Annotated in this window: 26 protein-coding genes; 12 read left to right on the top strand and 14 right to left on the bottom strand. The window is 68.3% G+C overall.

Annotation, left to right across the window (positions count from 1 at the left end; all coding sequences use genetic code 11):
- Positions 1-66 precede the first annotated feature (66 nt).
- Entirely contained in the window at positions 67-1329 is a 1263-nt protein-coding gene (locus DIE13_RS07175) for an MFS transporter (protein WP_124826485.1), read from the bottom strand.
- 151 nt (positions 1330-1480) lie between these two features.
- On the opposite strand from DIE13_RS07175, the gene DIE13_RS07170 reads away from it, so the two are divergent.
- Entirely contained in the window at positions 1481-1951 is a 471-nt protein-coding gene (locus DIE13_RS07170; RefSeq protein WP_124826484.1) for a helix-turn-helix domain-containing protein, read from the top strand.
- A gap of 68 nt (positions 1952-2019) precedes the next feature.
- The gene (locus DIE13_RS07165) at positions 2020-2955 is read left to right on the top strand and encodes a hypothetical protein (protein WP_124826483.1); all 936 of its coding nucleotides are present in this window, start codon (positions 2020-2022) and stop codon (positions 2953-2955) included.
- A gap of 9 nt (positions 2956-2964) precedes the next feature.
- Here DIE13_RS07165 and DIE13_RS07160 read toward each other — a convergent pair whose 3' ends face one another.
- Positions 2965-4413, bottom strand: a complete 1449-nt coding sequence (locus DIE13_RS07160) for an MFS transporter (protein ID WP_124826482.1) — start codon at positions 4411-4413, stop codon at positions 2965-2967.
- 162 nt (positions 4414-4575) lie between these two features.
- Here DIE13_RS07160 and DIE13_RS07155 point away from each other — a divergent pair, with 162 nt between their 5' ends.
- Positions 4576-5019 (top strand): GNAT family N-acetyltransferase, encoded by a 444-nt coding sequence (locus DIE13_RS07155; RefSeq protein WP_124826481.1) that lies wholly within the window; start codon positions 4576-4578, stop codon positions 5017-5019.
- A gap of 58 nt (positions 5020-5077) precedes the next feature.
- Here the strand turns inward: DIE13_RS07155 and DIE13_RS07150 are convergent, their stop codons facing one another.
- Together DIE13_RS07150 and DIE13_RS07145 are read right to left on the bottom strand one after the other, a co-directional pair.
- The gene (locus DIE13_RS07150) at positions 5078-5845 is read right to left on the bottom strand and encodes an AraC family transcriptional regulator (protein WP_124826480.1); all 768 of its coding nucleotides are present in this window, start codon (positions 5843-5845) and stop codon (positions 5078-5080) included.
- Between the two features lie 26 nt (positions 5846-5871).
- Positions 5872-6213, bottom strand: a complete 342-nt coding sequence (locus DIE13_RS07145) for an FKBP-type peptidyl-prolyl cis-trans isomerase (protein ID WP_124826479.1) — start codon at positions 6211-6213, stop codon at positions 5872-5874.
- A 570-nt stretch (positions 6214-6783) separates the two neighbouring features.
- Between DIE13_RS07145 and DIE13_RS07140 the strand changes: the two genes are divergently transcribed.
- Both DIE13_RS07140 and DIE13_RS07135 read left to right on the top strand, forming a co-directional pair.
- A complete protein-coding gene (locus DIE13_RS07140) occupies positions 6784-7701 on the top strand; it encodes a metal-dependent hydrolase (protein ID WP_124826478.1) in 918 nt (305 codons plus the stop codon).
- A gap of 440 nt (positions 7702-8141) precedes the next feature.
- Positions 8142-9605, top strand: a complete 1464-nt coding sequence (locus DIE13_RS07135; RefSeq protein WP_124826477.1) for a sigma-54 dependent transcriptional regulator — start codon at positions 8142-8144, stop codon at positions 9603-9605.
- A gap of 953 nt (positions 9606-10558) precedes the next feature.
- Here the strand turns inward: DIE13_RS07135 and DIE13_RS07120 are convergent.
- Entirely contained in the window at positions 10559-11341 is a 783-nt protein-coding gene (locus DIE13_RS07120; RefSeq protein WP_124826476.1) for an ABC transporter substrate-binding protein, read from the bottom strand.
- A 232-nt stretch (positions 11342-11573) separates the two neighbouring features.
- Here DIE13_RS07120 and DIE13_RS07115 point away from each other — a divergent pair, with 232 nt between their 5' ends.
- Together DIE13_RS07115 and DIE13_RS07110 are read left to right on the top strand one after the other, a co-directional pair.
- Complete coding sequence (locus DIE13_RS07115; RefSeq protein WP_124826475.1) at positions 11574-11993, top strand: MbcA/ParS/Xre antitoxin family protein; 420 nt, start codon at positions 11574-11576, stop codon at positions 11991-11993.
- Between the two features lie 2 nt (positions 11994-11995).
- Positions 11996-12691 carry an RES family NAD+ phosphorylase gene (locus DIE13_RS07110; RefSeq protein ID WP_124826594.1) on the top strand — a complete coding sequence of 232 codons (696 nt, stop codon included), beginning with the start codon at positions 11996-11998 and terminating at the stop codon, positions 12689-12691.
- Positions 12692-12721: 30 nt separating this feature from the next.
- Here the strand turns inward: DIE13_RS07110 and DIE13_RS07105 are convergent, their stop codons facing one another.
- Positions 12722-13447, bottom strand: a complete 726-nt coding sequence (locus DIE13_RS07105) for a metallophosphoesterase (protein ID WP_124826474.1) — start codon at positions 13445-13447, stop codon at positions 12722-12724.
- Between the two features lie 136 nt (positions 13448-13583).
- On the opposite strand from DIE13_RS07105, the gene DIE13_RS07100 reads away from it, so the two are divergent.
- Positions 13584-14237 (top strand): DUF1345 domain-containing protein, encoded by a 654-nt coding sequence (locus DIE13_RS07100; RefSeq protein WP_124826593.1) that lies wholly within the window; start codon positions 13584-13586, stop codon positions 14235-14237.
- A 6-nt stretch (positions 14238-14243) separates the two neighbouring features.
- Here DIE13_RS07100 and DIE13_RS07095 read toward each other — a convergent pair whose 3' ends face one another.
- On the bottom strand, positions 14244-14912 hold the full coding sequence (locus DIE13_RS07095) for a glutathione S-transferase (RefSeq protein ID WP_124826473.1): 669 nt from the start codon (positions 14910-14912) through the stop codon (positions 14244-14246).
- Positions 14913-15004: 92 nt separating this feature from the next.
- Positions 15005-15754, bottom strand: coding sequence for a class I SAM-dependent methyltransferase (locus DIE13_RS07090; RefSeq protein WP_124826472.1), 750 nt, complete (start codon positions 15752-15754; stop codon positions 15005-15007).
- A 299-nt stretch (positions 15755-16053) separates the two neighbouring features.
- Between DIE13_RS07090 and DIE13_RS07085 the strand changes: the two genes are divergently transcribed.
- Positions 16054-17715, top strand: a complete 1662-nt coding sequence (locus DIE13_RS07085) for a DUF3459 domain-containing protein (RefSeq protein WP_124826471.1) — start codon at positions 16054-16056, stop codon at positions 17713-17715.
- A gap of 37 nt (positions 17716-17752) precedes the next feature.
- On the opposite strand, the gene DIE13_RS07080 is transcribed toward DIE13_RS07085, so the two are convergent.
- From DIE13_RS07080 to DIE13_RS07060, 5 genes are all read right to left on the bottom strand, one after another.
- Positions 17753-18337, bottom strand: coding sequence for a thiamine phosphate synthase (locus tag DIE13_RS07080; RefSeq protein ID WP_124826470.1), 585 nt, complete (start codon positions 18335-18337; stop codon positions 17753-17755).
- Positions 18338-18359: 22 nt separating this feature from the next.
- Entirely contained in the window at positions 18360-19703 is a 1344-nt protein-coding gene (locus DIE13_RS07075) for a hemolysin family protein (RefSeq protein WP_124826469.1), read from the bottom strand.
- A 76-nt stretch (positions 19704-19779) separates the two neighbouring features.
- On the bottom strand, positions 19780-20559 hold the full coding sequence (locus DIE13_RS07070; protein ID WP_124826468.1) for a sensor histidine kinase KdpD: 780 nt from the start codon (positions 20557-20559) through the stop codon (positions 19780-19782).
- 70 nt (positions 20560-20629) lie between these two features.
- Positions 20630-21553 carry a DMT family transporter gene (locus DIE13_RS07065; protein WP_124826467.1) on the bottom strand — a complete coding sequence of 308 codons (924 nt, stop codon included), beginning with the start codon at positions 21551-21553 and terminating at the stop codon, positions 20630-20632.
- A gap of 41 nt (positions 21554-21594) precedes the next feature.
- Complete coding sequence (locus DIE13_RS07060; protein WP_124826466.1) at positions 21595-22452, bottom strand: LysR family transcriptional regulator; 858 nt, start codon at positions 22450-22452, stop codon at positions 21595-21597.
- Positions 22453-22562: 110 nt separating this feature from the next.
- Here DIE13_RS07060 and DIE13_RS07055 point away from each other — a divergent pair, with 110 nt between their 5' ends.
- From DIE13_RS07055 to DIE13_RS07045, 3 genes are all read left to right on the top strand, one after another.
- Entirely contained in the window at positions 22563-22946 is a 384-nt protein-coding gene (locus DIE13_RS07055) for a tautomerase family protein (protein ID WP_124826465.1), read from the top strand.
- 127 nt (positions 22947-23073) lie between these two features.
- The gene (locus DIE13_RS07050) at positions 23074-24702 is read left to right on the top strand and encodes a CHAD domain-containing protein (protein ID WP_124826464.1); all 1629 of its coding nucleotides are present in this window, start codon (positions 23074-23076) and stop codon (positions 24700-24702) included.
- Positions 24703-24750: 48 nt separating this feature from the next.
- Positions 24751-25602 carry a TOBE domain-containing protein gene (locus tag DIE13_RS07045; RefSeq protein WP_124826463.1) on the top strand — a complete coding sequence of 284 codons (852 nt, stop codon included), beginning with the start codon at positions 24751-24753 and terminating at the stop codon, positions 25600-25602.
- A gap of 168 nt (positions 25603-25770) precedes the next feature.
- Here the strand turns inward: DIE13_RS07045 and DIE13_RS07040 are convergent, their stop codons facing one another.
- A complete protein-coding gene (locus tag DIE13_RS07040; protein ID WP_124826462.1) occupies positions 25771-26472 on the bottom strand; it encodes a sulfate/molybdate ABC transporter ATP-binding protein in 702 nt (233 codons plus the stop codon).
- Positions 26473-26481 lie beyond the last annotated feature (9 nt).

Here is a 26481-nt window from a genome sequence, read left to right as displayed (position 1 = left end):
GATGCGCGCGCGTGTGCGTCCGTTCGCAGGCCGGCCACCCGATTCGGGCGAGCCGGCTTCTTGCCGTCATCCGCGCGCCGTTGCCGGCACGTGTCGCGTCCGGGTGCGCGTCGCGGCCCAGACGACGAACGCGATCACGCTGACCGCCGCGCCAAGCCCGCAGACGCCGGTCCATCCGGCGTGCGCGTACATCATCGTCGACGCAATCGCGCCGAGCCCGCTGCCGACCGAATAGAACAGCATGTAGCAGCCGACGAGCCGCGCATGCGCATCGGGCCGCGCGCCCAGAATCATGCTCTGGTTCACAACATGGACGGCTTGCCCGCCGACATCGAGCAGCACGATGCCGATCACCAGCAGCGCGATCGACGAGCCGCCGAACGCCAGCGGCAGCCACGAGAACGCGAGCAGCGCGAGCGCGGCGCCGGTCGTCGCTTCGCCGAGCCCGCGATCCGCGAGTCGGCCCGCACGTGCCGCCGCCGCCGCGCCCAGCGCGCCGACGAGCCCGAATGCGCCGATTTGCGTATGCGACATCGAATGCGGCGGGGCGCTCAGCGGCAGCACGAGCGCGCACCAGAAGATGCTGAACGCGGCGAACATCAGCAGGGCGATCGCGCCGCGCACGCGCAGCACGCGTTCGGTGCGCAACAGCGTCGCCATCGACCCCAGCAGCGCCGCGTAGCCGATGCGTTCGCGCGGCGCATCGGCATCGGGCAACAGCCGCGACAGCGCGACGAGCATCGCGATCGCGAGCGCGCCCGACACGAGATAGACCGCGCGCCATCCGGCGACGTCGGTGACGACACCCGCCAATGAACGCGCGGCCAGCAAGCCGATCACGACGCCGCCCTGCGCGGCGCCCACCACGCGTCCGCGCTCGCCGGCGCCGGCCAGTGCGGCCGAGCAGGCGATCAGTCCTTGCGTCATCGCGGTGCCGAGCAGGCCGACCGCCACCATTCCCGCGAGCAGTGCGACGCGGGTCGACGATGCGGCCACGCCGATGCACGCTGCCGTCAGCAGCAACAGCTGAACGGCGATCAGGCGCTTGCGGTTCAGCAGATCGCCGAGCGGCACGACGAACAGCAGCGCGAGTGCGCAGCCGAGCTGCGTCGCAGTGATGACGCCGCCGACTGCCGCCTGCGATACGCCGAAGTCGTGCGCGATCGAATCCAGCAGCGGTTGCGCGTAGTACACGTTGGCGACGCTCGCCGCGCAGCAGACGGCGAGCAGCGCGACCAGCGCCGTCGATGCGCATGCGTCGTCGGCCGGACGATCCGTGCACGATGTCGCGTTCACTGCGACGGGGCCTGAATGGCAGGACGATTCCATGGTTCTTCCTCGCACTATCTAGTTGCAAATTGAAACTAGTGTGAGTGTAGGGAAAGTAGTTTTAAAATGCAACCTGTGAAGCGGCGGGCGACGGGCCCGTGCATGACGGCCGGCGCCTGCGAAGGCGGCCGGTGCAACAGCGGAGAGGAACATGGCCAGGCAGAAAAGTCTTGCGGATTCGCCGTGCCCGGTGGCGCGGGCGACCGATATCGTCGGCGATCGCTGGGCGTTGCTGATCGTGCGCGATGCGTTCGACGGCGTGCGCCGGTTCGGCGATTTCCGCACGAGCCTCGGCGTCGCGAGCAACATCCTGTCGGACCGGTTGCGGATGCTGGTGGATGCCGGCGTATTCGACGTGGTGCCCGCGTCGGATGGCAGCGCGTATCAGGAGTACGCGCTGACGAAGAAGGGCGAGGGGCTGTTCCCGATCATCGTGATGCTGCGCCAGTGGGGCGAGGCGAACCTGTTCGCGCGCGGCGAGCCGCATTCGGTGCTGGTGGACCGCAAGACGGGCCGCGCGATCCGCAAGCTCGCGCTGCGGCACGACGACGGCCGGCCGGTGAAGGCGGCGGAGACGATGGTGCGCAAGGTCGGTGACCAGGCGGCTGCGACGCGGGAATGAGTGCCATGCGCGATGATCGTGCCGTCGGATAGACTGCTGCGATCATCGTTGACGGGAGGCGCATCGCCATGTCTCATCCGCTGGATTGCGCCGGTTATCGGCGTCTGGTTGACCTGCAACGCCGCATCCACGCGCGCGACGAGCGCGAGGGAGCCGAGAACGGCGTCGACCATGCGGACCCGGCGGCACCGCTGTGGCAGACCCCGCTCAACCATGTCGCCGTCGCGCCGCTGCGGGCGGGGCTGCATGTCAGGTATTTCGGCGAAGCGTGGGACGGTCCGTTCGAATGGACGCTGCGGTGCCTTGCGGAACGACAGGTCGCCGATGTCGTGGCCGATCTGGCATTCAGCGGCCCGGACGAAGGGGCGAACGGTACGCGTGAATGGGATTTCGGCGTGCTGCTCGATTCGGATGCGCGCTTTCCGATGCTCCGTTCGCTGTATGTCAGGCCGACCGGGCCGGCCGATCACAATGCGTCGATGATCGTTCGCCGCGACTTGATCATGCAGGAGGGCGGCGAGATCGCCCGCTTCGCTGCGAAAGCACCGTTTCTCACCGAACTGACGGTGCCCAATGCACCTGACGAGCGCTTCTTCGAGGTGGCGCTCGGCCACCTCAGCCGGTTGCGTATCGGCGGAGGATACGACACGCAACAGTTCATCGATCGTTTCGCCGACAGCGACAACCTGTCGTCGCTCGGTACGCTCGACTTCTCGGAGTCGACGGAATTGCACGCGACGTGGCGAGGCAAGCGCGTCGCGGGCGCGGTGACGACATTCGAGTCCTACGAGCGATTGCTGAAGAGCAAGGCTGGCCGGCGGCTGCATACGCTGTACCTGCGAAATACCTGCCTGAACCTCGACGAGCTGGAAACGCTGCAGGCGCTGCATCCGCGACTGCAATTCATGGTGATCCAGGCCGGCCGGGGCGGGTATGTCAGCCACTTCGGGCGCAACGTCTTTCCGTGGCGCCACCTGATCCAGGGCGATCCCGGCGACGCGTGATCGTTCCGCTCAATCGGCCGCCGATACCGCCTGGCGCGCACCAGCCGCACCGCGATGCGCATCCGGCCGTACCAGCGTCGCGATCAGCGCGGCCGCGATCAGCAGCACGACCGACACGGCGGTTTCGATATGCAGGCCGCCCACGGCCTGCCACGCGCTGCCGCCACCCGCGAGCGCGCCGAACGCGGCCACGCCCATCGCACCGCCGGCCTGACGCGCGGTGTTCAGCACCGCCGACGCGATGCCCGCGCGGTCATGTTCGACCGATGCGAGCACGGCCGTCGTCATCGCCGGCACCGCGAATCCCATACCGGTCGGAATCAGCAGGAATGGCACCAGCAGCAGCGGCAGCGGCGTCGACGCATCGATGAAATGCAGCGATCCGTAGCCGATGGCGGCGACGAGCGCGCCGGCGAGCATCGGCGCGCGCGGGCCGTGACGGGCGACCACGCGGCCGCTCGCCAGGTTCGCCAACAGGAAACCGCCCGTCAGCGGCAGGAACGCGAGCCCCGCCTGCAGCGCCGATTCGCCGCGCACGCGCTGCAGGTACAGCGCGAGCACGAACACCGTACCGTAATACGTGAGGTTCACGCAGATCCCGAACAGCACGGCCGCGCTGAACGTGCGGCGGCGGAACAGCGACAGCGGCAGCATCGGCGTCGCCGTGCGCGACTCGACCGCGACGAACGCGAGCGCGGCCAGCGCCGCGAGCGCGAAGCCGCCGCCGACGATCGGGTGCATGAAGCCGAGCGGCCGCCATTCGATCACGGCCCCCGTCAGCGCGGTCAGCATCGCGATCGCGATGAACTGGCCGCGCAGGTCGAGCGCTCGCACGGAACGCACCGGTCCTTCCGGTGCCGCCGCGGCGCGGCATGCGGGCACCCATGCGAACGCGGCTGCAAGCCCTGCCGCGCACAGCGGCAGGTTCACGAGAAAGATGCCGCGCCAGCCCCACGCCGCGATCAGCAGGCCGCCGACGACCGGGCCTGCCGCGATCGAGATCGAGCCCGCAGCCGTCCACCAGCCGACGGCGCGTGCACGCAGGCGCGGATCGTGCCGGCATGCGTCGTTGAGCAGCGCGAGCGAATTCGGCAGCATCGCCGCGGCGCCGACGCCCTGCAGCGCGCGGGCCGCGATCAGCAGCGCGGGCGCGACGGCGCCGCCGCAGGCGAGCGACGCGAGTGCGAACAGCACGAGGCCGGCGACGTATATCCGGCGCGCGCCGAAGCGATCGCCGAGTGCGCCGCCCGACAGCATCAGCACCGCGAACGCGAGCGTATAGGCATCGACGACCCACTGCAGGCCGGCGACCGGCAGATGCAGGTCGGCGGCCAGATGCGCGAGCGCGATGTTGACGATCGTCACGTCGAGCTGCGTGACGACGAAGCCGATGCTGACGGTCGCGACGATGCGGGCGAGCGCGGGCGGGAAGGCGGGGGTGGGGGGTGTCGTGTCCATGTACGCATCGTAGGTCGCGACGGACACGCGATGTTTCAGGCGGACGTGAAGCATCGATATACGGGCAGGCGAGGGGCGGAAGGCACGCGCGGCGATTAACAAGGCAGCGGCTGCTTGCCATGCGGGCAGCCGCAACCCGCCTCGTTCAATACGCCAATCCGGATGACCTCATCGAACCTGACAACGCGTGAAGCGCAGATCGACGAATACGCGGATATCGCGAGACTGCTGCGGCAGCTCGGCTACGATGCGACGCCCGCGATGAGGCGCAGCAAGCTGGCCGCGCTGTTGCCGAGCGCGGCCGACCGGATCGTGGTTGCCGTGGTGGACGGCCGGATAGTCGGCTGCATCAGCCTGCATGCGCTGCCGCTGTTTCACGCGGACGGCAATCTCGGGCGCATTACCAGCCTGGTCGTCGATGAAGGCTGTCGCTTACGCGGCGTCGGCAACTCGCTGATGGCTGCGGCGCAGTGCTGGTTCGAGCAGGCGCGGTGCGTGAAGCTGGAGGTGACGAGCGGCGACCATCGGCCCGATGCACACCGCTTTTACGCGCGGCACGGCTTTGCGCGCGACGGGCAGCGGCTCTCGAAAACGGTCGGATCGTAACGGCGCGACCCGGCACGTCGCAGTCGGCCCCGGGCCGGAACGGGCGTTGCCCGGCCGCTCAGTGCCGCTCGCCGCGCCAGCGCCCGGGCGCGACGCCGAAGCGCTTCGTGAATGCGTGCGTGAAGGTGCTCTGATCGGCGAAGCCGACCATGCCGGCAACGTCGACGAGTGAATGACGGCCGTCGGCGAGCAGCACCACGGCCGTGTCGAGCCGCAGCCGCTGCAGGTAGCGATGCGGCGTTTCGCCGAAAGCGTCGACGAACAGTTGGTGAAAGCGGCGCATGCCGTAGCCGCAGTGCGCGGCGAGGTCGGCGATGCGCAGCGGCTCCGCGAGCCGCGCGCGCAGCCAGCGGTCGATCCGCGCGAAATCGAGGCCCGCGGCGGGCCCGGCAACACCGGCGTCGCCGAGCAGCGCATCGCACAGCCGCGCGGCCGCCTGCCACTGGAAACGGTGCGCCTGCGGCGCGGCGCTGGCCGGGCCGTCGAGTTGCGCGGCTGCCGCCGCGACCTGCGCGACCAGCGAGGTCAGCGCCGGGTCGATCGCCACGGCGCGCGCGCTGTCGAACAGCCGCTGCGGCACCGCGAGCGACGCGGCAGGGAGATCCAGCACGAGCTGGCGATTGTCGCCGAGGCCTGCGTAATCGTGGCGCGAGCCGGCCGGAATCAGCCAGGCCGCGTGCCGGTCGATGCGCTGGCCGACCCCGTCCACCGCCATCACCATCGCGCCGTCGACGCCGAGCACGACCTGATGAAAGTCGTGGACGTCCGACGCTTCGCACGTGTCGTAACGGCGCAGCGCGATGGCGGGAGACGGGATGCGTTGCATCGGCGGGACGTCGGCCGGCGGCGTCGTCAGACGGCCAGCAGTTCGACTTCGAACACGAGCGTCGCGTTCGGCGGAATCACGCCGCCTGCGCCGCGCGGGCCGTAGCCGAGTTGCGGCGGGATCGTCAGGCGACGCACGCCGCCGACCTTCATGCCCTGCACGCCTTCGTCCCAGCCCTTGATGACCATGCCGCCACCGAGCACGAACGCGAACGGGTCGTTGCGGTCCTTGCTCGAGTCGAATTTCTGACCGTCGGTCAGCCAGCCCGTGTAGTGAACGCTGACGGTCTTGCCGGCTTGCGCTTCCGCGCCGGTGCCTTCGGTCAGGTCTTCGATTTTGAGGCCCGATGCGGTCGTGGTGACAGACATGACTTCTCCTGAAAAAGGGTTGGGTAAAACCGCTATTGTAGGCGAGCGCGCAGAGGGCCGCCGCACGCGGCGAGGGCCCGCCGGCAGGTCCGTCGAGACGGTGCGCGGGGTGATGCCCGAAACGCGGATGGAACGCGCGTTTGAATTTTTCACGGACCGGATAAGCGCGGTTGCACCGCGTGTGCCGCTCGCGCGTATGAATCGGTGCTACCCGGTCCGGTCGGCGGCGCGCCACGTGCCGCCGTGAAAATCGCTGAAACGCCGGTGGGGTGGGGATGTCACGCCGGTTGCGAGTCGCGGCGGCGACGCTCGTTGGCGGCCCGCGAACCGACCCGTGCGTTCGAATTGCCGCAGCGCCGGACAACGTTCGCACGCCGTTTTTCGGGCGCTTTCGACCGTGCCCTGTTTGGAAGCGCGCGTCTACCGCGCGGCTTGCGCGCGTTGCCGGCCGCGGCCTATCGTTACATCTGTCGATGTCAGGATTTAGGCGCCGCGCGATGCGGCGCTCGGGCCGCGCCGGCACGGCCGCAACGGATGCCGGGCCGCCCGAAAACAAGGAGAACGACCAACATGAAGTCAGCCGCTCTCGCCACCGCAGCCGACGTGATGCCGGTGCGTCGCGACCTGCGCTTCGACCTGCCGGTCGAACGTGCAAAGGACTGGCATGGGCTCGGCCCGCACGTGACCCACTTCTTCAACGCGCTGTCGCTGCTGTTTCCGGCCGGCGAACGCTTTTTCATGGATTCGGTGCGCAACTATCGCGACCGGATCGACGATCCCGTGCTGAAGCGGCAGGTGCTCGGTTTCATCGGCCAGGAAGCGATGCACACGCGCGAGCACGTCGAATACAACGAGCTGATGCAGGCCAACCGGCTACCCGCGCGCAAGCTCGACAAGCGCGTGTGGGCGGTGCTCGGCGTCATGAAGCGCGTGCTGCCGCAGTCGGTGCAACTGGCACATACGGTCGCGGCCGAGCACTACACGGCGATGCTCGCTGACTGGCTCCTGCGCGACCCGACGCGTCTCGACGGCTCGGTCGAGGGCTACCGGCAGATGTGGATATGGCACGCGCTCGAGGAAACCGAGCACAAGGCCGTGTCCTACGACGTGTGGAATGCCGTGATGAAACCGGGCCCGGGCCGCTATCTGATCCGCGTCGGCGTGTATCTGCTGACGACGCTGACGTTCTGGCCGACCGTATTCCTGATGCACGCCACGCTGTTGTGGCGCGACCGTCGTGCCGGCCATCACATGCGCGGGATGCTGCGCATGCTCGCGTTCCTGTACGGGCCGCGGCGCGGGCTGTTTCCGCGCATCGCAGGCGAATGGCTGAGCTTCCTGCGGCCGGGCTTTCACCCGTGGGACCACGACAACCGCCATCATCTCGCGCGTGTCGAGGCGCTTGTCGCCGCGTATGGCGATCACGACCACGCACCGGCCGGCCGCGGCCGTGCGAACGCGCTCGCGCCGCTCGCGTCGGGACGCTGACGTAGCCGCCCGCACACCCCGTGGCGCGTGTTGCGTTCATGCATCAACGCGCTTCCTCTGACGATTGACCGACATCAAGCGGAAACGGTTGCGCGAGCTGGCAGCCGCGCGCTTTCACCGGTCGCATTGCTGCCAGCCACCTGGCCGATTCCGTGTGCCCGACCGCCCGCACGAGCCGGTGCGCCAGCACTGGCGCGGCTTCGCGCGTTCGGCGCCGATCCGATCCCGCGTCGCGCCCGCCGCGCCACCGGGATAACACCCATCTAGCCGCGCGTCGGCGGCGTCGATATACCTTGGGGAAAGCATTCGTCCGTGCGTGCGATTATGGCGCGGGGGGATTTTATTCAAACGGAAATGCGGCCAATATGTCGGTTCGATCGAGGTCCGTCGTACGCGGCGGCGAGCCGGCGCACGATACCAACGCCAAGCGGGGAACAACGATGGTTGCAAGGTCACCCGACGCAAACGGGACGGCGGCGCCCGAGATGCCGTTCGTGTCCGTCACCGCCCCCGAGGCTGGGCGCAAACTGTTCGTGATCATGCGTTCGCCGGACGAGTCGCTGCTGGCGCAACTGCGCGAACTCGGCTGGGAGATCGCGGTCGCGAAGACGGCTGGTGCCGCGCAGAACATGACGTCCGGCGTGAGCGTCGCCGCCGGGCTCATCGATTTCACGGGCTTTACGTCGCGCGATTACCCCGCGCTGAAGACGTGCCTGAGCCAGCCGGCGATCGGCTGGATTTCCATCGCGCAGGCCGGCAACATGATTGGCACGGCCGTGCGCGAACTGATCCGCAGCTACTGTTTCGACTACGTGACGCTGCCGTTGCCGCATGAATGGATTTCGCACGTGCTCGGTCACGCGCGCGGGATGGCCGCGCTCGATCGCGTCGACGGGGCGGCGTATGCGGCGTCGATCGGCGAGCACGGGATGATCGGCAACTGCGAAGCGATGCAGCAGTTGTTCAGCACGATCCGCAAGGTCGCGAAGACCGACGCGAGCGTGTTCATCTCCGGCGAATCGGGTACCGGCAAGGAACTCACCGCGCTCGCGATCCACGAGCGTTCGGGGCGCGGCAAGGGGCCGTTCGTCGCGATCAACTGCGGCGCGATTCCACATCACCTGCTGCAGTCGGAACTGTTCGGCTTCGAGCGCGGCGCGTTCACCGGTGCGAACCAGCGGCGCGCGGGCCGGATCGAATCGGCGAACGGCGGCACGCTGTTTCTCGACGAAATCGGCGACATGCCGGTCGAAAGCCAGGCGAGCCTGCTGCGTTTCCTGCAGGAAGGGAAGATCGAGCGGCTCGGCGGCCAGGAGTCGATTCCGGTCGACGTACGGATCATCTCGGCGACGCACGTCGATCTCGACGGCGCGGTCGAAGCCGGGCGTTTTCGCGCGGACCTCTATCATCGGCTCTGCGTGCTGCGCATTCACGAGCCGCCGCTGCGCGCGCGCGGCAAGGACATCGACATCCTCGCGCATTACGTGCTGCAAAAGTACAAGGCCGACAGCGGCCGCAAGATCAGCGGTTTCACGTCGGCGGCGCTCGATGCGATGCGCCGCTATGAGTGGCCGGGCAACGTGCGCGAGCTGATCAACCGCGTGCGCCGCGCGATCGTGATGGCCGAGAGCCGGCTGCTGACGCCGCACGATCTCGGACTCGAGACACCGGGCGAAACGGAGCCGGTGACGCTCGAACAGGCGCGCTCGCTTGCCGAGCGCACCGCGATCGAAAACGCGCTGTTGCGCAACGATCACCGGATCAACAAGGCCGCCGCCGAGCTCGGCATTTCGCGCGTCACGCTTTACCGGATGATGATCGAGCACGGGCTCAACGATCACGACAACAACGGCGGGAAGGACGGCGCGCCGTCGGGCGACGAGGACCATCAACGGGTGGGCTGAACCGCGGCCGCGAAGCGTATGCGGCCGGCCTGCGCGCGGATGCCCGCGCCCATGTAAAGGACGTGAAACGTTTCGCGTCGGCGCACGCGTGAATCCGGGCGGCAAACACGGGCAGAAGTGTGGCGTGCGCGCCGGGAAAATTTTCCGCATCGTCCGCGTGCCTTGTCCTGCAAGGCGCTGCCGTTGCACGGCTGAAGCGGTCCGCTCACGCGATGTTTCAGTTTCGCAACCTCCCGGGCGTCCCGCCCGCTCCGGTCCCGCTACCGTCCGACGAAACCCTTGTGCCGACGGCCTCGCGCGAAGCTGGCCCGCTCCTTGCGGATAGGAGCGTGCGAAAGTCGACGACGTGGCGTCCGGCCGGTTCGGCAGTGAAGCATGCGAGGGCCGGCAAGGACGCAGTCCGCGGGGATGCGTGGCGGAGCGGGGCAACACGACCGCGTTCCGCTCGGCACGGACCGTCGTCGGCGGATCGTCGGAGCACCGGCGTCGTCCGGTTGCCGAACCAAGCAACAGACCGAAACGGGGTAGAAAAATGAACGATCGCCACACGCCGCGGCCGGCAGGCCGCGATCGCAGTGATTCGACGCATCGCCGGTCGACCGCGCGCCTTGCAGCCGGCCGGCATGCTTCGACAGGCCATCTCAGTGCGCCCGGTGCGAGGCGGATCCGGTTGATTCCCGGTCATCCGCGCCGGCTCGGTGCTTTCCCGCCAGCCAACACGATCCGCAAGGGCATGTGTACCCGGGCACCGGTTCCCCGGCGCCCGGTCTTCGCGTATTGAGGCGTCACCGACGGTTGCATGCGGCGCAATTCATTCGCAATCCGAATGATGTGGATTCGCGTGCTGCCGTGCTGCGGACGATGCAGCCGGCGCGCGGCCGCCCGGCGAGCAAGCGGCAACGCGATCCGGCCGCGCACGACGGGCATTGCGCCCTTACGCACGCGCAGCCGCTTCAGCTGCCGTAGATGTCGAAGTCGAAGTACTTCGACGCGAGCCGCTTGTACGTGCCGTCCTTGACCATGTCGTGGATCGCGCGATCGATCTTCGCCTTCAGGTCCGTGTCTTCCTTGCGCAGCCCGATGCCGGCGCCGACGCCGAGCACCTTCTCGTCGACGAGCTCGGGCCCGACGAACTGATAGCCCGCGCCGCGCGGCGATTTCAGGAACCCGATCTCGGCCTGCACTTCGTCCTGCAGCGCGGCGTCGAGGCGGCCGGACGTGAGATCCGCGTATACGCCGTCCTGGTTCTGGTACGACACGACGTTCGCGCCTTGCTTCGCCCAGTACGCCTTCGCATACGCTTCCTGGGTCGTGCCCTGTTCGACGCCGATCGACTTGCCCTTCAGCGATTCGGGCACAGGCAGCAGCGGCGAGCCCTTCTTCACGACGAGCCGCGTCGGCTGGTTGTAGATCTTCGTCGTGAAGCCGATCTGCTCCGCGCGCTGCGGCGTGATCGACATCGACGACAGCACCGCGTCGAACTTCTTCGCCTTCAGCGCGGGGATCATCCCGTCGAAGTCGTTCTCGAGCCATACGCACTTCGCTTTCAGCCGCGCGCAGATCTCGTTGCCGAGGTCGATGTCGAAGCCGACGAGCTTGCCGTCGGGCGCTTTCGATTCGAACGGCGCATAGCTGGCGTCGGTGCCGAAGCGCAGCGTGGTCCAGTCCTTCGCGACGGCGGGGCCTGCGGATACGGCGAGCAGGGCGATCGAAGCGGCGGCAATCAGTCTCTTCATGGTGCGTTCCTTGGCGTGGTCATTCCGGTTCTGGGCGACTCGGTTGGCGCGGACGGGCGCCGCGTTCCGGCGCTGTCCGTACGGCCATTAACGCAGAAAATAAAATCACAGTCCAGAATGGACAAAAAATATCGATTCATCGGATGCAATGACCGGACGGAGGGTGCCGACCCTTGCAAAAATACGAAAATGGACTAATCTTGTTAGTAAATTCGTTTCGAGACTAACGATCATGTCACAGCTCGCGTTCGATCCGCATTCCGCCCCGCGGCAGGCCTCGGTCGCACACATGTCGGCGGCCGGCCTGCGCGCGTTTTTCAACATCGCGCGCGACTGGGAGCTGACGATCGACGAGCAGATCGTGCTGCTCGGCTCGCCCGGCCGCTCGACGTTCTTCAAGTGGAAGGCCTCGCCCGAATCGGCACGCCTGTCGCGCGATACGCTCGAGCGGCTATCGCTGCTGCTCGGCATCTACAAGGCGTTGCAGATCCTGCTGCCGCAGCCGTCGGCCGCCGACACGTGGGTCAAGCGTCCCAACGATGCGGCGCCGTTCGGCGGCAAGCGCGCGCTCGACCGGATGCTGGCCGGCAACGTCGGCGACCTGGTCGCCGTGCGTCAATATCTCGACGCGATGCGGGGTGGCTGGGCGTGACGATGCCGACCGAGACGCAACACTGGCCCACGACCGTCGTCGACTGGGCACCTGCCTATCGTGTGATTCCTACCCGCTTTCCTGCCATCAACCTGTTCGACCGCGTTGCGTCCGCCGAAGATTTCGACGCGCTCTATGCGCTCGAATCGCTGACCAACGACCGCATTCGCCACGAAGTCGGCACGCTCGAACTCGTGCCTCCGGCCGAGCGCCGCTACGGCCAGGGCTGGGGACCGATCATGGCCGCGTTCACGCACCTGAATCCGCAGGGCAGCCGCTTTTCCGACGGCAGCTACGGCGTGTTCTACTGCGCGCGTTCGCGCGATACGGCGATCGCCGAAACGCGTTATCACAGCGGGCTGTTCCTGGCCGCGACGAAAGAGGCGCCGATGCGTCAGCAGATGCGGCTCTACACGGTGTTCGCGCAGGGCGACGTGGCCGACGTGCGCACGTGGCCGCAGCGCAGTCCCGGCCTGCTCGATCCGCTCGACTACAGCGCGGGCCAGGCGTTCGGCCGCGCGGTGCGTCATGCCGGCGGCGCGGGGATCGTCTATCCGTCGGTGCGCGACTCGCGCGGCGAATGTCTCGCGGCGTTTCGCACGACGTTGCTGCGCGACTGTCATCACGCGGCTTATCTCGAATACAACTGGAACGGCTCCGCGGTCGATGCCGTGTTCGAACTGAATCAGGTCGGGTAGGTGGCGTGTCCGCTGTCGGCGTCGACGGCCTCAGGGCAGCGGCAGGTCGCCTGCATGGCGTGCGCGTGCCTCGGCCTGCGTGAGCGACCACGTATCGCCGGTGCGCGGTTCGACGATCGTCAGGCATCCGGACGGTGCGAATGCTCCCGTATCGATGAACCATTGCGCGCCGATGCGTTGCGGTGCGCGTACGGGCGTATGGCCGGTGCAGGTCAGCGACAGTCCGGCTTGCCGGGCCGGATCGACGAGCCCCTGGACGAGATCGCGCCCCCAGATCAGCCGCTCGCGCACGTCGTGCGAATAGCTGCCCGTATCGAGCTCGGCGTCCGGGCCGAAGAACTCCGCATGCAGCACGTTGAAGCGCGCGGCGCCGTCGCCGATCACGCGCACGAGCGGCAGCGCGTCCACACGTGCCGCATGCGCGTGCAGCCGCTCGGGCGGCAGGTCGGCGCCCCAGTCGCCGCCGATCCCGCGCCACGCGTCGGGCGGCAGCTTGCCGCGCGACACGAGGCTCAGCACCTCTTCGTGATTGCCGCGCACGACGTGGCACCACGGGCGATCGAGCAGATCGAGCGCCGTTTCCGACGCGGGGCCGCGGTCGACGAGATCGCCAACCGAAAACAGCCGGTCGCGCGCCGGATCGAAGCGCACGTCGTGCAGCAGCGCGCGCAGCACATCCACGCAACCGTGCAGGTCGCCGACGACGAAGTCGCGGCCGGCCGTGTTCGCGGGATGGTGGCAGAGGGAAGGAGTCATCCCGATATCTTAGGCGCTCGTGCCCATCGCAACGTCATGCAGGAATGGCGATAATCGGGGCGGTACCCGCCGGCATGGCGTTGCGGGCAGTTTGCGCGCCGGCCGAACCCTTTCCATCCGCTTTCGGAATGACATGATGACGTTTTATCCGCAGGTATTGCGTAACCGGCCACGCATGGTCTCGGCCTTCGTCGCGGGCGTGCTGTGCGCGGTGTTGCTGCCGTTTCCGCTGCGTCCGGCGGCGCGCGCGCTGATCGGCTGGGATTGCGCGATCTGGCTGTATCTTGCATTGATGTGGGGACGCATGATCACCGCGCATCATCACAAGGTGCGCGAAATCGCGATCCGCGAGGACGAAAGCGCGACGACGGTGCTGACCGTCGTATGCGTGGCGACGGTCGCGAGCGTGGCCGCGATCGCGATCGAACTCGCCACCGCGAAGAGCGTCGGTTTCCGCATGGGGCTCGGTCATTACGCGATCACCGGCGCGACGCTGTTCGGCGCATGGTTCCTGATCCCGACGATCTTCACGCTGCACTACGCGCGGCTCTATTACGGCTCGCCGAGCAGCGATCGCGCGCTGCGCTTTCCGGACCGCAACCCCGAACCCGACTACTGGGATTTCCTGTATTTCGCGTTCACGCTCGCGGTCGCGTCGCAGACGGCCGACGTGTCGCTTGCCAACCGCTCCGCGCGCCGCTCGGTGCTCGCGCAGTCGATCTTGTCGTTCTACTTCAACATGGCCGTGCTCGGCCTGTCGATCAACGTCGCGGCGGGTTTGCTGAGCTGATGCGGCTTATTTGAGCAGGTCGTACGGGCCGCCGCGCTCGAGCGCGCGACGATAGGCCGGGCGCGCGTGGATCGTTTCGAGAAAGCGCGCGATCGCGGGATGCTTGCCGCCGTCGCCGCGCGCCATGGCGGCTTCGAGCGGGAAGCTCATTTGGATGTCGGCCGCGCTGAAGCCGTCGCCGACGAACCAGCCCGTGCGTTTCAGCGTGTCGTCGATATAGCCGAGGTGCAGCGCGATCTGCGGATCGACGAAGCTCGACTGCAGCGTCGCGGCGATCTTGCGTGCGATGGGCCGCGCGAAGAACGGCATCGGCGCGTGCGCGATCCGCAACGCGACCAGTTTCAGCAGCAATGGCGGCATCGCCGAACCTTCCGCATAGTGCAGCCAGTACGTGTAGTCGTGCCGCCCGGGCGTACCGGGCGGCGGCGCGAGACGCCCGTTCCCGTAGCGTTCGACCAGATACTCGATGATCGCGCCCGACTCCGCGTACGTGCGACCGTCGTCGGTGACGACCGGCGACTTGCCGAGCGGATGGATCGCGCGCAGCGCGGGCGGCGCGAGCATCGTCTTCGGATCGCGCTCGTAGCGCACGATCTCGTACGGCACATCGAGTTCTTCGAGCAGCCAGAGCACGCGCTGCGAACGCGAGTTGTTCAGGTGGTGGACGGTCAGCATGTCGAGGCCGGAAGAGGGGCGGGAACGACATCATACCGGTCGCGAACGACGGCGCGCACGCAGGGACGAACGTGCGATGTCTTCGCCGCGATTCAACGTGCATGCGTCGTGCCGCTCCACCGTTCGTTCGCTCGAGCGCCGCGCCGCACCGCGATCCACGCACCCCAGAACAGGCTCGAAAAAAAGCGCAGCGGCGCATCGAAGCCCGCGTCGTGCAGCAATGCGAAGACGGTCTCCTCGGCGGCCGGCGGGTCCGCGCCCTGCAGGATCTTCGCGAGTTGCGCGCGCACGGCGTCGGGCGTGGCGCCTTTCATGCGCCAGCGCTGCTGCCACGCGTCGAGCAGGCGAGGGTGGTCCGCATAGCGGCGGTAGTTGCCCGCGATCACCAGAGGTGCGCCGGGCTTCAGGCGCCGTGCGATCGCGTCCAGCAGCGCGGCCTTCGCATCGTCGCCGGGCACGTGGTGCAGCACGCCGATCAGCGTCGCGCCGTCGAAGGCCGGTGCGTCGGGCAGCGTATCGACACCGGCCTCGACGAATTGCGTGCGCGCGCCGAAACCGGCAGCGTCGACGTTCGCACGCGCGAGCGACAGCATCGGGGCGGACGGATCGACCGCCGTGAATTGCCAGCCCGGCTCGAGCGCGGCGGGCACGCAGATTTCCTGCCCGGTGCCGCCCGCGCCCACCACGAGGAGCCGCGCGTCGGCCGCAGCGATCGACGACGCCAGCATGCACGCGGCGAGTTCGTGACACGCGTCGTAGCCGGCAAGCGCGATGCGGGATTGTTCGGCGTATTCGTGCGCGCGTGCCGGATCGAATTTCGCGGCGCTGGCGGGGAGCGACATGACGGATTCCTCGGGTCGGGGCGCGGACGACACGTCCACGCATCGAACCGAGCGTAAGCGCGGGACGCCGACGCAACAAGGCGAGCGGCCATTCCGGTATGCGGACTACCCGTCTCGGCGCCTGTTGCGCGCAGGGGGCGGGGTCGATTCGCATTTAAAAATGGTGAGAACCGGTGCGTCACCCTTGCCAAACTGGCGCATACTTTTTCCTCTCCCCCTGCCTGGCCGTTGCATGCCGGGCTCCGATGCGCCGCGCTGCCTGCGCGGCCATGCCGCTCGGCATGCACGAGGAGCGCATGATGTCCGATTGTTCGCACGATCCGTATGCGCAGCACTTCATTCACTGCCTGTCGTCCGGCGCGCAGCCCTGCGGCGCGCTCTGCGCGGCGCCGCGCACGCATTTCCGCGTGTGGGCGCCGGGCAGCACGCAGGTCCAGCTCGAACTCGATACCGGCAACGGCCCGACGCTCGTGCCGATGGCGCCGGCCGGCCCGAACTGGTTCGAAGTCTTCGTCGAATGCGGTGCCGGTGCGCGTTACCGTTACCGGCTCGACGGCGCGGTGTCGATTCCCGACCCCGCGTCGCGCTCGCAACCCGATGGACTTAATGGCGCGAGCGAGGTCATCGATCCGCGCGCATTCACGTGGCGCAACACGTTCTGGCATGGGCGTCCGTGGGAAGACATCGCGCTTTACGCGATTCGTCCGCACGCGGTGGGCGGCTTCGACGGCGTGCGCCGCCGGCTGCCGGAGCTCGCGCGCCTGGGCGTGACCGCGCTCGAATTGCTCGCGTCGCCGCACGACAGCCTGCCGTTCGCGCCGCTCGCTGCCGAGGGCGGCCCCGACGCGCTGAAGGCGCTGATCGACGAAGCGCACGGCCATGGCCTCGGCGTGATCCTGGAGCTCGATTACGCGCGCTTCGGCAGCGGTACCGACGCGCTGCGTCACTATGCGACGCCGTTCTTCCATATGCGCGACGATCCGCTGCAGCCGCCGCCGCTCGCACTCGATCATCCGGAGGTGTGCGACTTCTTCTGCGACAACGCGCTGTACTGGATCGACGAATACCGCTGCGACGGGCTGCGGCTGCGCGAAGCCGACCGGATCGGCGTGTCGTGGCTGCGCGAGATTGCCGACCGCGTGCGCGCGGCCGTGCCGGCCGACCGGTTCATTCATCTCGTGCTCGGCAGCGAACGCCATCCGGTGCATCTCGCCGATACCCATTTCGATGCGCAGTGGAACGGGTGCGGCGAACGCGCGCTGCATCGGCTGACCGGCCGCGACGGGGCGGCCCACGAAGGCATTTCGATGCATCAATCGATCCACACGCTCGCGCGCGCACTGACCGCGACCGGTACTGCGTTTCAGCCGGCCACGTCGGCCGATGGCGCCTGCGCGAATGAAGGCTTGTCGCTGACGTCGCTGGTGCTGTCCGACGGCGCATGGCGCGAGAGCGACCACGGCAGGCATGGCGATCACGATCCCGATCCGGGGCTTGCGGCGCTCGCGCTGTCGCTGCTCACGCCGCAGATTCCGCTGATATTCGATGAAACCGCGCGCGACGCCGATCGTGCGCATTTCGTGCAATCGGCGCTCGCGGTGCGCGCGAAGCTGATCTCGCCTCGGTTGTCGGATTGCCGGCCGCAGGACGCGCATATGCTGACGGCCGGCGGCGACGGCGATGCCGACGCGTTGCTCGCATCGTGGCGGCTTGCCGATGAAGAGACGTTGACCATCGCGTTGAACCTGTCGCCGGACGCGGTGCCGTTCGATGCGCCGCGCGGGCAGGTCGTGTTCGAGACGCCGGCCCGCGCACGCGACCGCGTCGATGAAGGGGTGTTGCCGCCGTATTCGCTCGTCGCGTGGCTGACGGGCGACGTGAACCACTATGCGCTCACGCACGACGTGCGCCGGATCGACGACGGCGCATGGCGCGCAATGCGCCCGGACCTGAACGCGTGACGTGCGCAAGGTCGGGCGCTGGCGCGCCCGGCCGTCTCTACCAGAAGCTTCGAATGCCTGCGATGCCGTGTGCGCCATGCCGGCGCGCGTCGTCGAGATGCGCGCGCGTCATCCCGCCGAGCGCATAGACGGGCATCGTGGCCTGCGCGGCCAGTTCGGCGAACCGGGCCCAGCCGAGCGTCGGCGCGCCGGGGTGGCTGAGCGTCGGCAACACGGGCGACAGCGTGACGAAATCCGCGCCGACGCGCGCGGCCAGCGAGAGATCGCCGGCATCATGACAGGCGGCCGACACACGGCGCGCGGCCGGCAACGGCCGTGGTGCGGCGGCGCGCAGCGCGACGCCGTCGAGGTGCCATCCAGCGCCTTCCAGCCGCATCACGCCGGCTGCATCGATCGGGCCGTTGAGCATCAGTTGCGCGCCGGCCGCGTCGCAGCGCGCGAGCGCATCGGCGGCCAGCCGTGCAAACGCGGCCGAATCGAACGACTTCACGCGCAACTGCACGAGCGCCTCGCCGCGCGCGAGCACGTCCGACAAGCGATCGAGGAATGCGCGGCAATCGGCGGCCGACGAGGACGCCGGCTCGGGCGTGATCACGCAGCAGCGCGGCAGCATCGCGTTCATCGCGCGCGGTGCGCGGAAGCCATCATTCGTCGGCTTCCTTCGCGACCTTCGGATAGACGCGCACCAGCACGATGCGCGGCCCGTTCATCTTCTTCACGACGACGTCGAAGCGGTCGAACGACACGCGCTGCCCTTCGGTCGGCAGATCGTTCAGGGCCTGGATCACCAGGCCGCCGACCGATTCCGCACGCCCTTCGTCGATGTCGATGCCGAGCGCCTGCTCGAGCGACACGACGGGCAGGCTGCCCTTGCCCATCAGCGTGCCGTCGTCGAGGCGGCTCCAGTCGGCGTCGCCCTGGCGGAACTCGTCGTGAATCTGACCGACCAGCGCGCCGAGCAGGTTGTCGAGCGTCAGGAAGCCGATCGGCTTCGCGCCCTTGTTGCCGACCAGCGCGAAGTGCGGTGCACCCTTGCGGAAGCGGCGGAACAGTTCCAGCGCCGGCGTATCGGGCTTCACGTACTGCACCGGACGCACGTAGTCGGACAGATCCTCGAGCGCCGCGCCGGCGTGGCGCGCGAGCAGCAGGTCCTTGAGGTGGATCAGCCCGCTTACCTGCTCGCGCGACGCATCCTCGAACAGCGGATAGCGGCTGAAGCGGTGCCGCGCGACGATCTCCATGTTGTCGGGCAGCGGCAGGTCGCGCCGCAGGCCGATCATTTCATGGGCGGGCCGCATCAGGTCCGACACCGTCATCGACGAAAAATCGAGCGAATGCGCGAGCGTGTTCCACTCGTCGTTGGTGTACGTGCCGCGGGCCGGCTGCGCCGCGTTGCCGGCCGCGCTGCGGCGGCTGCGCAGGATCAGCTTCAGTTCGTCGGTCGAGTAGTGCGCGTCGCCGCCGTGGTCGGCCGACAGCCCCGCGAGCCGCAGCACCGCGTTGGCGCTGCTGTTGAGCACCCAGATCGCCGGATACATCGCCCAGTAGAACGCGTAGAGCGGTAGCGCGACCCACAGGCCGACCTTTTCCGACTGGCGGATCGCCATCGATTTCGGTGCCAGCTCGCCGACCACGATGTGCAGGAACGAGATCAGCGAGAATGCGAACACGAGCGAAATCAGGTGCACGATACGTTCGGACTGCACGCCGATCAGGTCGAGCAGCGGGCCGATCAGTTGCGCGAACGCCGGCTCGCCGACCCAGCCGAGGCCGAGCGAGGCGAGCGTGATGCCGAGCTGACACGCGGAAAGATACGCGTCCAGCCGGCCATGGACGAGGGCGAGGATGCGCCCGCGCAGGCCGTGCTTGCGGGCGAGTGTCTTGACGCGCGTTGCGCGCAGTTTGACGAGGCCGAATTCGGCTGCGACGAAAAACCCGTTCAGGGCCACCAGGAACAACGCGCCGATGAGCGCGAAGATCTGTAACAAAGAATCGCTCCAGTCATGACAGGCTCATCAGTATAGAGCCAGAAAGGAAAATGTAATGAATTGGGCGGCCGATTGCTTACACCGGCGCCTCGCCGGGGACGGAGAGCGTGAGGGTGACGGTTGCGCGGTCGGCGAACGGGTCGTGTGTGAACGTGCCGCCGTGCGCGAGCGCGACGCGCTGACACAGCGCGAGCGTCCACGAAACCTTTTTCGCGTCGCGCGTGCGCAGCATTTCGCGGCGCGCGAACGGTTCGAATACGTGTGGCAGCGCTGGATCGGCGAGCGCATCGGCATCGACGCCGCAGGTGACGCGTGCGACACATTGCGCGCCGTCGCGCGTGCAGGCGAACGTCACGCGCGAGCCGGCGGCGCTGGCCTCGACGGCGGTCGTCAGCATCGTCCACAGCGCCTGTGCGACGCGCAGGCGATCGGCCGACAGCGACGGCTCGCCGTCGGGCAGCGTCGCGTCGATGCTCACTTGCCGCGCGTCGGCGAGCGCGAAGCGCGCCAGCGCGAGCGTGTCGTCGAGCAGCGGGCGCAGCGCGAACGGCTGCGGCGCGATCGTGAGCGAGCGGGTTTCCGCGCGCGGCGCGTCGAGCACGTCGTCGATCAGCGCGACCTGCTGGTCGATCCCCGCGCGGATACCGGCAAGCGCGCGCTGCTGGTTCGGGTCGCTGCCGGCGAGCTGGCGCTCGAGCACGTATGCCCAGCTGTGCATGGCGTTCAGCGGGCTGCGCAGGTCGTGCGATGCGGTGGAAAGCGCCTGGTCGCGCAAGAACAGCGCCGCCTGGGCGGCATAGTGCGCTGCGCGTTCGCGCAGCAGGTCGGCGGCGGGATCGGCGGAAAGGGGCGTCACGGAGCAGGCCTGTCGGAAGCGGTTGGCATGGTGAACATACGAACCGCCATTATAGGGACAGCGGCGCGGATCACGCCGGCAGCGCGTCCTCGTCCTTCTTTCGTGCGTCGCCGTTCGGCAGCAACTGGCAGGCGAGCAGGCCGGCCAGCATCAGCGCACAGCCGACCAGCGCACGCAGCGTCAGCGTCTCGCCGAGCGCGGCCCAGCCCGCGACGGCCGCGAACACGCCTTCCATGCTGAAGATCACGGCCGCGTGCGCAGGCGCCGCGTCGCGCTGCGCGACGACCTGCAGCGTATAGCCGACGCCCACCGACAGCAGCCCGCCGTACAGCAGCGTCGGCAGTGCGTCGTGCAGCATCGCGACGCTGACCGGCTCGACGACGAGGCCGACCGTGAGGCACAGCACGCCACACGCGACGAACTGCAGGAACGCGAGCACGAGCGGGTCGTGACGCCGCGCGAAATGGCCGACGGCCATCACGTGTGCGGCGATGATGACCGCGCCCCCGAGCTGGAACCAGTCGCCGTAGAGCACCGAGAAATGTTCGTCGATGCTGAGGAAATACAGGCCGATCGCCGCGAGCAGCGCGCCGAACCATGTGCCGGCGCCGATCCGGTGACGGACGAACACGCCCATCAGCGGCACGATCACGACATACAGCGAGCTGATGAAGCCTGCATTCGCAACGCGCGTGTATTGCAGGCCGAACTGCTGCAGCGAGATCGCCACGGCGAGCAGCCCGCCGAGCGAGAGGCCCGGCAGCAGCAACGCCGGCGCGCGGCGAATTGCCGCGAACTGCGCGCGCGACGCGGCGTTGAGTGTCAGCAGCGGGATCAGCACCAGTGCGCCGAGCAGGAAGCGCAGCCCCGTAAACAGGAACGGGCCGATCACGTCGAGGCTCAGTCGTTGCGCGACGAAAGCCGAACCCCAGATCGCGGCGGCGACGAGCATCAGCAGGTTGGCGCGGAGGTGCTTGCGGGATTCGGGCTTCATTGGAATTCTTCAGGGGATTGCGGGCGGCGAAACCCTCAAGTTTACGCCGAGATTGCAAGGCTGTCGGAAAACCTTCGCAGCGCGGCCGCCGCGCGCGCGTCGCGTACCCGCGAATACAGCACGACCTGCGAATGCGGCAGCGGCGGCAAGCCGAATTTCGCGCCGACATCGACCAGCGTGCGCGGTGCGACGCGCCGGGCCAGCGGACAGACCGCGAGCCCGGCCGCGGCGGCGGCCGTGACCGCCGCGATGCCGCCGCCCGTGAAGCGCTCGCGCCACAGCCACCCTGCGTGGTCGAGCGCGCGCAGCGCGGCGGCACGCACGCCGCACGGGCCGGCCAGCACCGCGAGCGGCAGCGGCTCGCCCGCGCGCGGCGCCCAGTCGGGCGCGGCGAGCCATGCGAGCGGCTCGGTAAACAGCAGCGTGCCGTCGTCGCGCGGCGGATCCTCGCCTGGTTCGTGCCGTACGATCACCGCGTCGAGCCGCCGCTCGTCGTACTGCACGAGCAGGTTCGACGACGTTCCCAGATGCATTTCGAGCGATAGCCCCGGATCCTGCCGGTGCAGGCTGGTCAGCACGGCCGGCAGATCGGGCACCGCGACGTGTTCGCTGACGCCGAGCGACAGGCGATGCGTGCCGCTGGAAATCGTGCCGAGCGCGTGATCGTGCGCGTCGAGCAGCGCTCGCGCGGCCGGCAGGAAGTTCTCGCCGTCGGCCGCGAGCTTGACGACGCGCGGCGTGCGTGCGAGCAGCGGCTTGCCGAGGTGCGTTTCCAGCCGCTTCAGTTTCAGGCTGACGGCCGACTGGGTGGTGCCGAGCGCATCGGCGGCGCGCGTGAAGCTGGCGAGATCGGCGACCAGCACGAACGCGCGAACCGCATCGAGGTCGAGGACTTTCATTTCAGATGTAAATGAATGAAATATTGATCGATGACTGTTCATTATAGTCAGGCGTGCCTAACCTGACGTGCCGTTCTCGTTTTTTCAACGTCATCGAAAGGAGCAGGACCATGCCATTCACCCGTATCGCAGTGCGCGAAGGCAAACCGGCCGCCTACCGCGCGGCGCTCGTCGACGGCGTGCATCGCGCGCTGATGCACGCGTTCAACGTGCCCGAGGACGACATCTTCATGGTCGTGTCCGAGCATTCGGCCGAGAACTTCGTATTCGGCCGCCATTACCTCGACATCGAACGCAGCGACGATCTCGTGATGATCCAGATCACCGCGAACAACACGCGCACGCTCGAGCAGAAACAGGCGCTGTACCGGACGATCGCGGAAAACCTCGCGCGGCAGCCCGGCGTGCGGCAGCAGGACGTCTTCATCAGCCTCGTCGAGGTGCTGAAGGAGGGCTGGTCGTTCGGCAACGGGCTCGCGCAATACGTCGTTTGATGCGCGACAGGGCGACAGGGGCCGGATCGTCGCCCGCGCGCTTTTGCGCCGTGTACTATGGAAGCTGCTTCACGGTCGACGTCGGCACCGGGCATGCGCCGGCGATTCTTCATGTGCAGGAGCCTCCATGTCGCGTGTGCTGGAAATCGTGTTGTGCCTGTCGCTGGAAGGTTGGCCGGTCAAGGCGGGGAGCCGGGCTCGAGGCGCGCAGCGCGACTTCGGTGCCGAACTCGTCCGCGCGTGGCGGATCTGCCCGCAGGTGCGCATGCGCCGCGGCCAGGAGCGCGTGACGATCGAGCCGTGCCAGATCGAGGAGGCCGAGCCGAATCCCGGCGAGAGCTGGTGGACGTGGGTCGAGTCGAATGCGCAGGGGCGCCGGGTCGTCGCGTCCCGCACGAAGGCATTTGCGCCGGGGGTCGTGGAGCGCGAGCTGTTCGACGCCGAGCATGCGGGCATCGTCGTCGCGATGCCGGAGCCGGCGACGCAGGCAGATACCGAATCGGCAGAAGCAACGGGCGAGCGCGATCGCGCGAGCAACGGTGCGGTGGACGAAGCGGCGGTCGCCGCGTCGTCCGGGCCGCTGCCGTTGCAACTCGTGAGCGAGCGGCGGCGCGGGCGATGGGCGGACGACAGCGGCGTGGTGGTCGAGATGACGCTCGACGACATCGCGCTGCATGGCGGCGTCGAGCCGCCGCGCCGTCACGTCGAACTGCGTCTCGCGGCGCCCGACTGGGAAACGCCGCCCGCGCGTGCAGCCGCATTGCATGCGCTGTTCGCCGCCGCGCGCGAACTGAGCGGCGCGTGGCCCGCGTTCGTGCAACTGACCAGCGTCATCGATCGCGCGTGCGCGGGCGAATCCGCCGTCGCCGAGCCGGTCAAGGCACAACTCGTCGACCTGACCGGTATCCGCTCGCAGCGCGGCGCGCTGTTTGCGCTGTCCGGCGACATTGCCGCGCAATGGCTCGGCAACGAAGGCGGCGTACTCGATCGCGACGATCCCGAATTCGTGCACCAGATGCGCGTCGCGCTGCGCCGGTTGCGCACGCTGATGCGCTTCTTTCCGCGTTTCGCGGACGAGCAATGGCAGGACACGTTCGGCGTCGACCTGCGCTGGATCGCCGCGCTGCTCGGCACGGTGCGCGACTGGGACGTGTTCTCGACCGAGAGCCTGCCTGCGCTGATCGCGGCCGACGGCGGCAACGCCGACTGGAACGGCACGCTCGACGCCGCACGTGCGCAGGCGACGACCGCGCGTGTCGAATTGCGGCAGGCCCTGCATTCCGCGCGCTATGCGAGACTGACGCTCGGCTGGCTCGAATGGCTGAGTACGCTCGCGCTGCCGTCCGTCGAAGGGGACGATGCCCTGTCGCTGCGGCGTCACGCGACCAAGCGCGTGCGCCGGTTGTTCGGCCATCTGTATGCATCGCCGTCGCTCACGTCGCTCGATACGGCCGCGCGGCACCAGGTGCGGATCGATGCGAAGCGGCTGCGCTATGCGCTCGAATTCTTCGCGTCGCTGGCGTCGCGCCGCACCCGCAACGAGACGGTCAAGACCCTCGCGCGCGTGCAGAGCGTGCTGGGCGAGGCGAACGACACAATCGTCGCGCTGCATCATCTCGAACAACTGGCGGCGCCCGCGTACCAACTCGGTTTCGTGCGCGGCTACGGGGCCGCACTCGAGCAACGCGCGGCGCGCGACGCTGAAGTGCTGCTCGCGAGCCTGCGTCCGCCGAGGCTCGACGGGAAGTCGGGTTGAGCGGAGCGTGCTCACTATAATGACCACCCGTTTCCTTCGACCAGACCGATGACCGACGCGTCGCCTCCTGCCTCTTCTGTTGAACCGCTCGAACTGGGCGGCGAACTGTGGTTGCGCGCGGGCGAGCAGACGCTCGGCGGCGCCACCCGCATCGCGCTGCTCGCGGCGGTTGGCGACACCGGTTCGATCACGCGCGCGGCAAAGGCCGTCGGCCTCAGCTACAAGGCGGCATGGGATGCGATCGATACGATGAATAATCTCGCCGGCGAACCGCTCGTGATGCGTTCGACGGGCGGCAAGGGCGGCGGCGGCACGACGCTGACGCCGCGCGCGACGTCGCTGATCGCCGCGTTCCGCGCGATCGAGCGCGAGCATCGCCGCTTCATCGAGGCCGCCAGCGCGGCCGTGGCCGGTTTCGACGTCGACTGGGCGCTGATCGGCCGGATCGGGATGAAGACGAGCGCGCGCAACCAGTTGTTCGGCAAGGTCGAGTCGATCGTGCGCGGCACGGTCAATGACGAAGTGACGCTCGTGCTGCCCGGCGGGCAGGCGATCGTCGTGGTGCTCACGCACGAAAGCGCCGACGTGCTCGGCTTGCAGCCCGGTGCGGATGCGTGCGCGCTCGTGAAGGCGTCGTGGATCGTGCTGGCCGTCGACGATGACGGCGATGCAGATGCCGAAGCAGCATTGAAGGTGTCGGCGCGCAACCAGTTGCGCGGCATGGTCGAAGACGTTGCAGCCGGTGCGGTGAACAGCGAGGTGACGCTTGCGCTCGATGGCGGCGGGACGCTCACGGCCGTCGTCACGAACGGCAGCGTCGATGCGCTGCGGCTCGACGCGGGCCGGCGCGCGATCGCGCTGTTCAAGGCATCGAGCGTGATTCTGGCGGTGACGGGCTGACAACACGCGGCGGTGGCGCGGGCCTTTGCCGTCGGCGCGTACGGACCGAGGCGAAACCGGCACCGCCCAGGGGGCGAGGCGCCGGCTTCGGTCCCGTTTCGACTTATGCCGCCAGTGCGGCTTCTCTCAGGCTCCAACGTGGCTGCCAGAGCCACTGCCTTCGCGCGCTCAGGTTACGCGCGTCGGCCACTCGGCGTGCGGTGTCGTCGCCTGCACGCGCCCTTCGCTCAATTGCACGACCTGATCGCCGAACGCGGCGACGTCGTCGGGGTCGTGCGAGATGAGTACCATCGGGATGTCGAGCCGTGCCTGCAGTTCCGCGAGCTCATGACGCATGCGCTGGCGCATCGCGCCGTCGAGTGCCGCGAACGGCTCGTCGAGCAGCAGGATGCGCGGTTGCGCGACCAGCGCGCGCGCAAGCGCGACGCGCTGCTTCTGTCCGCCCGACAACTGCGACGGAAATTGCCCCGCAAGCTTGTCGAGTTCGAACGCGTGCAGCCAGTACGCGACTTCGGGCGGCACTGTCTTCGCGCGCGGATTGCGCAGGCCCGGCGTGAGCCCGAATGCGATGTTCTGGCGCACGTTCAGGTGCGGAAACAGCGCGTAGTCCTGGAACAGGTATGCGACGCGGCGTGCGCGCGTCGGCACGTCGATGCCGCGTGCGGCATCGAACAGCGGTTCGCCGCTCAGCGTGATCGTGCCTTCGTCGGGCGACAGCAGGCCGGCGATTGCCTGCAGCGTCATGCTCTTGCCCGCGCCGGACGGCCCGAACAGCACGACGCGCTGCGTGGTGGCGGTAAACGACACGTCGAGCGTGAAGCGGCGCTCGGCGTTCGCGTAGGTCTTGCGGATATCGACGGAGACGCTCACGCGGGCCTC

This window comes from Burkholderia sp. Bp9016 (assembly GCF_003857765.1).
In the GTDB taxonomy this organism is placed as follows: domain Bacteria; phylum Pseudomonadota; class Gammaproteobacteria; order Burkholderiales; family Burkholderiaceae; genus Burkholderia.
Note: the sequence above shows the minus strand (reverse complement) of the source record. Positions and strands in the feature narration are given on the sequence as shown.

Bases quoted from the DNA above. Each gene is read 5' to 3' on its own strand.
- DIE13_RS07110 (WP_124826594.1), top strand. From the start codon at position 11,996: ATGCCGACCGAGACGCAACACTGGCCCACGACCGTCGTCGACTGGGCA.
- DIE13_RS07095 (WP_124826473.1), bottom strand. From the start codon at position 14,912: ATGCTGACCGTCCACCACCTGAACAACTCGCGTTCGCAGCGCGTGCTC.
- DIE13_RS07135 (WP_124826477.1), top strand. From the start codon at position 8,142: ATGGTTGCAAGGTCACCCGACGCAAACGGGACGGCGGCGCCCGAGATG.
- DIE13_RS07120 (WP_124826476.1), bottom strand. From the start codon at position 11,341: ATGAAGAGACTGATTGCCGCCGCTTCGATCGCCCTGCTCGCCGTATCC.
- DIE13_RS07105 (WP_124826474.1), bottom strand. From the start codon at position 13,447: ATGACTCCTTCCCTCTGCCACCATCCCGCGAACACGGCCGGCCGCGAC.
- DIE13_RS07050 (WP_124826464.1), top strand. From the start codon at position 23,074: ATGTCGCGTGTGCTGGAAATCGTGTTGTGCCTGTCGCTGGAAGGTTGG.
- DIE13_RS07115 (WP_124826475.1), top strand. From the start codon at position 11,574: ATGTCACAGCTCGCGTTCGATCCGCATTCCGCCCCGCGGCAGGCCTCG.
- DIE13_RS07090 (WP_124826472.1), bottom strand. From the start codon at position 15,754: ATGTCGCTCCCCGCCAGCGCCGCGAAATTCGATCCGGCACGCGCGCAC.
- DIE13_RS07155 (WP_124826481.1), top strand. From the start codon at position 4,576: ATGACCTCATCGAACCTGACAACGCGTGAAGCGCAGATCGACGAATAC.
- DIE13_RS07140 (WP_124826478.1), top strand. From the start codon at position 6,784: ATGAAGTCAGCCGCTCTCGCCACCGCAGCCGACGTGATGCCGGTGCGT.
- DIE13_RS07150 (WP_124826480.1), bottom strand. From the start codon at position 5,845: ATGCAACGCATCCCGTCTCCCGCCATCGCGCTGCGCCGTTACGACACG.
- DIE13_RS07055 (WP_124826465.1), top strand. From the start codon at position 22,563: ATGCCATTCACCCGTATCGCAGTGCGCGAAGGCAAACCGGCCGCCTAC.
- DIE13_RS07175 (WP_124826485.1), bottom strand. From the start codon at position 1,329: ATGGAATCGTCCTGCCATTCAGGCCCCGTCGCAGTGAACGCGACATCG.
- DIE13_RS07170 (WP_124826484.1), top strand. From the start codon at position 1,481: ATGGCCAGGCAGAAAAGTCTTGCGGATTCGCCGTGCCCGGTGGCGCGG.
- DIE13_RS07145 (WP_124826479.1), bottom strand. From the start codon at position 6,213: ATGTCTGTCACCACGACCGCATCGGGCCTCAAAATCGAAGACCTGACC.
- DIE13_RS07065 (WP_124826467.1), bottom strand. From the start codon at position 21,553: ATGAAGCCCGAATCCCGCAAGCACCTCCGCGCCAACCTGCTGATGCTC.
- DIE13_RS07080 (WP_124826470.1), bottom strand. From the start codon at position 18,337: ATGAACGCGATGCTGCCGCGCTGCTGCGTGATCACGCCCGAGCCGGCG.
- DIE13_RS07085 (WP_124826471.1), top strand. From the start codon at position 16,054: ATGTCCGATTGTTCGCACGATCCGTATGCGCAGCACTTCATTCACTGC.
- DIE13_RS07100 (WP_124826593.1), top strand. From the start codon at position 13,584: ATGACGTTTTATCCGCAGGTATTGCGTAACCGGCCACGCATGGTCTCG.
- DIE13_RS07160 (WP_124826482.1), bottom strand. From the start codon at position 4,413: ATGGACACGACACCCCCCACCCCCGCCTTCCCGCCCGCGCTCGCCCGC.
- DIE13_RS07165 (WP_124826483.1), top strand. From the start codon at position 2,020: ATGTCTCATCCGCTGGATTGCGCCGGTTATCGGCGTCTGGTTGACCTG.
- DIE13_RS07045 (WP_124826463.1), top strand. From the start codon at position 24,751: ATGACCGACGCGTCGCCTCCTGCCTCTTCTGTTGAACCGCTCGAACTG.
- DIE13_RS07060 (WP_124826466.1), bottom strand. From the start codon at position 22,452: ATGAAAGTCCTCGACCTCGATGCGGTTCGCGCGTTCGTGCTGGTCGCC.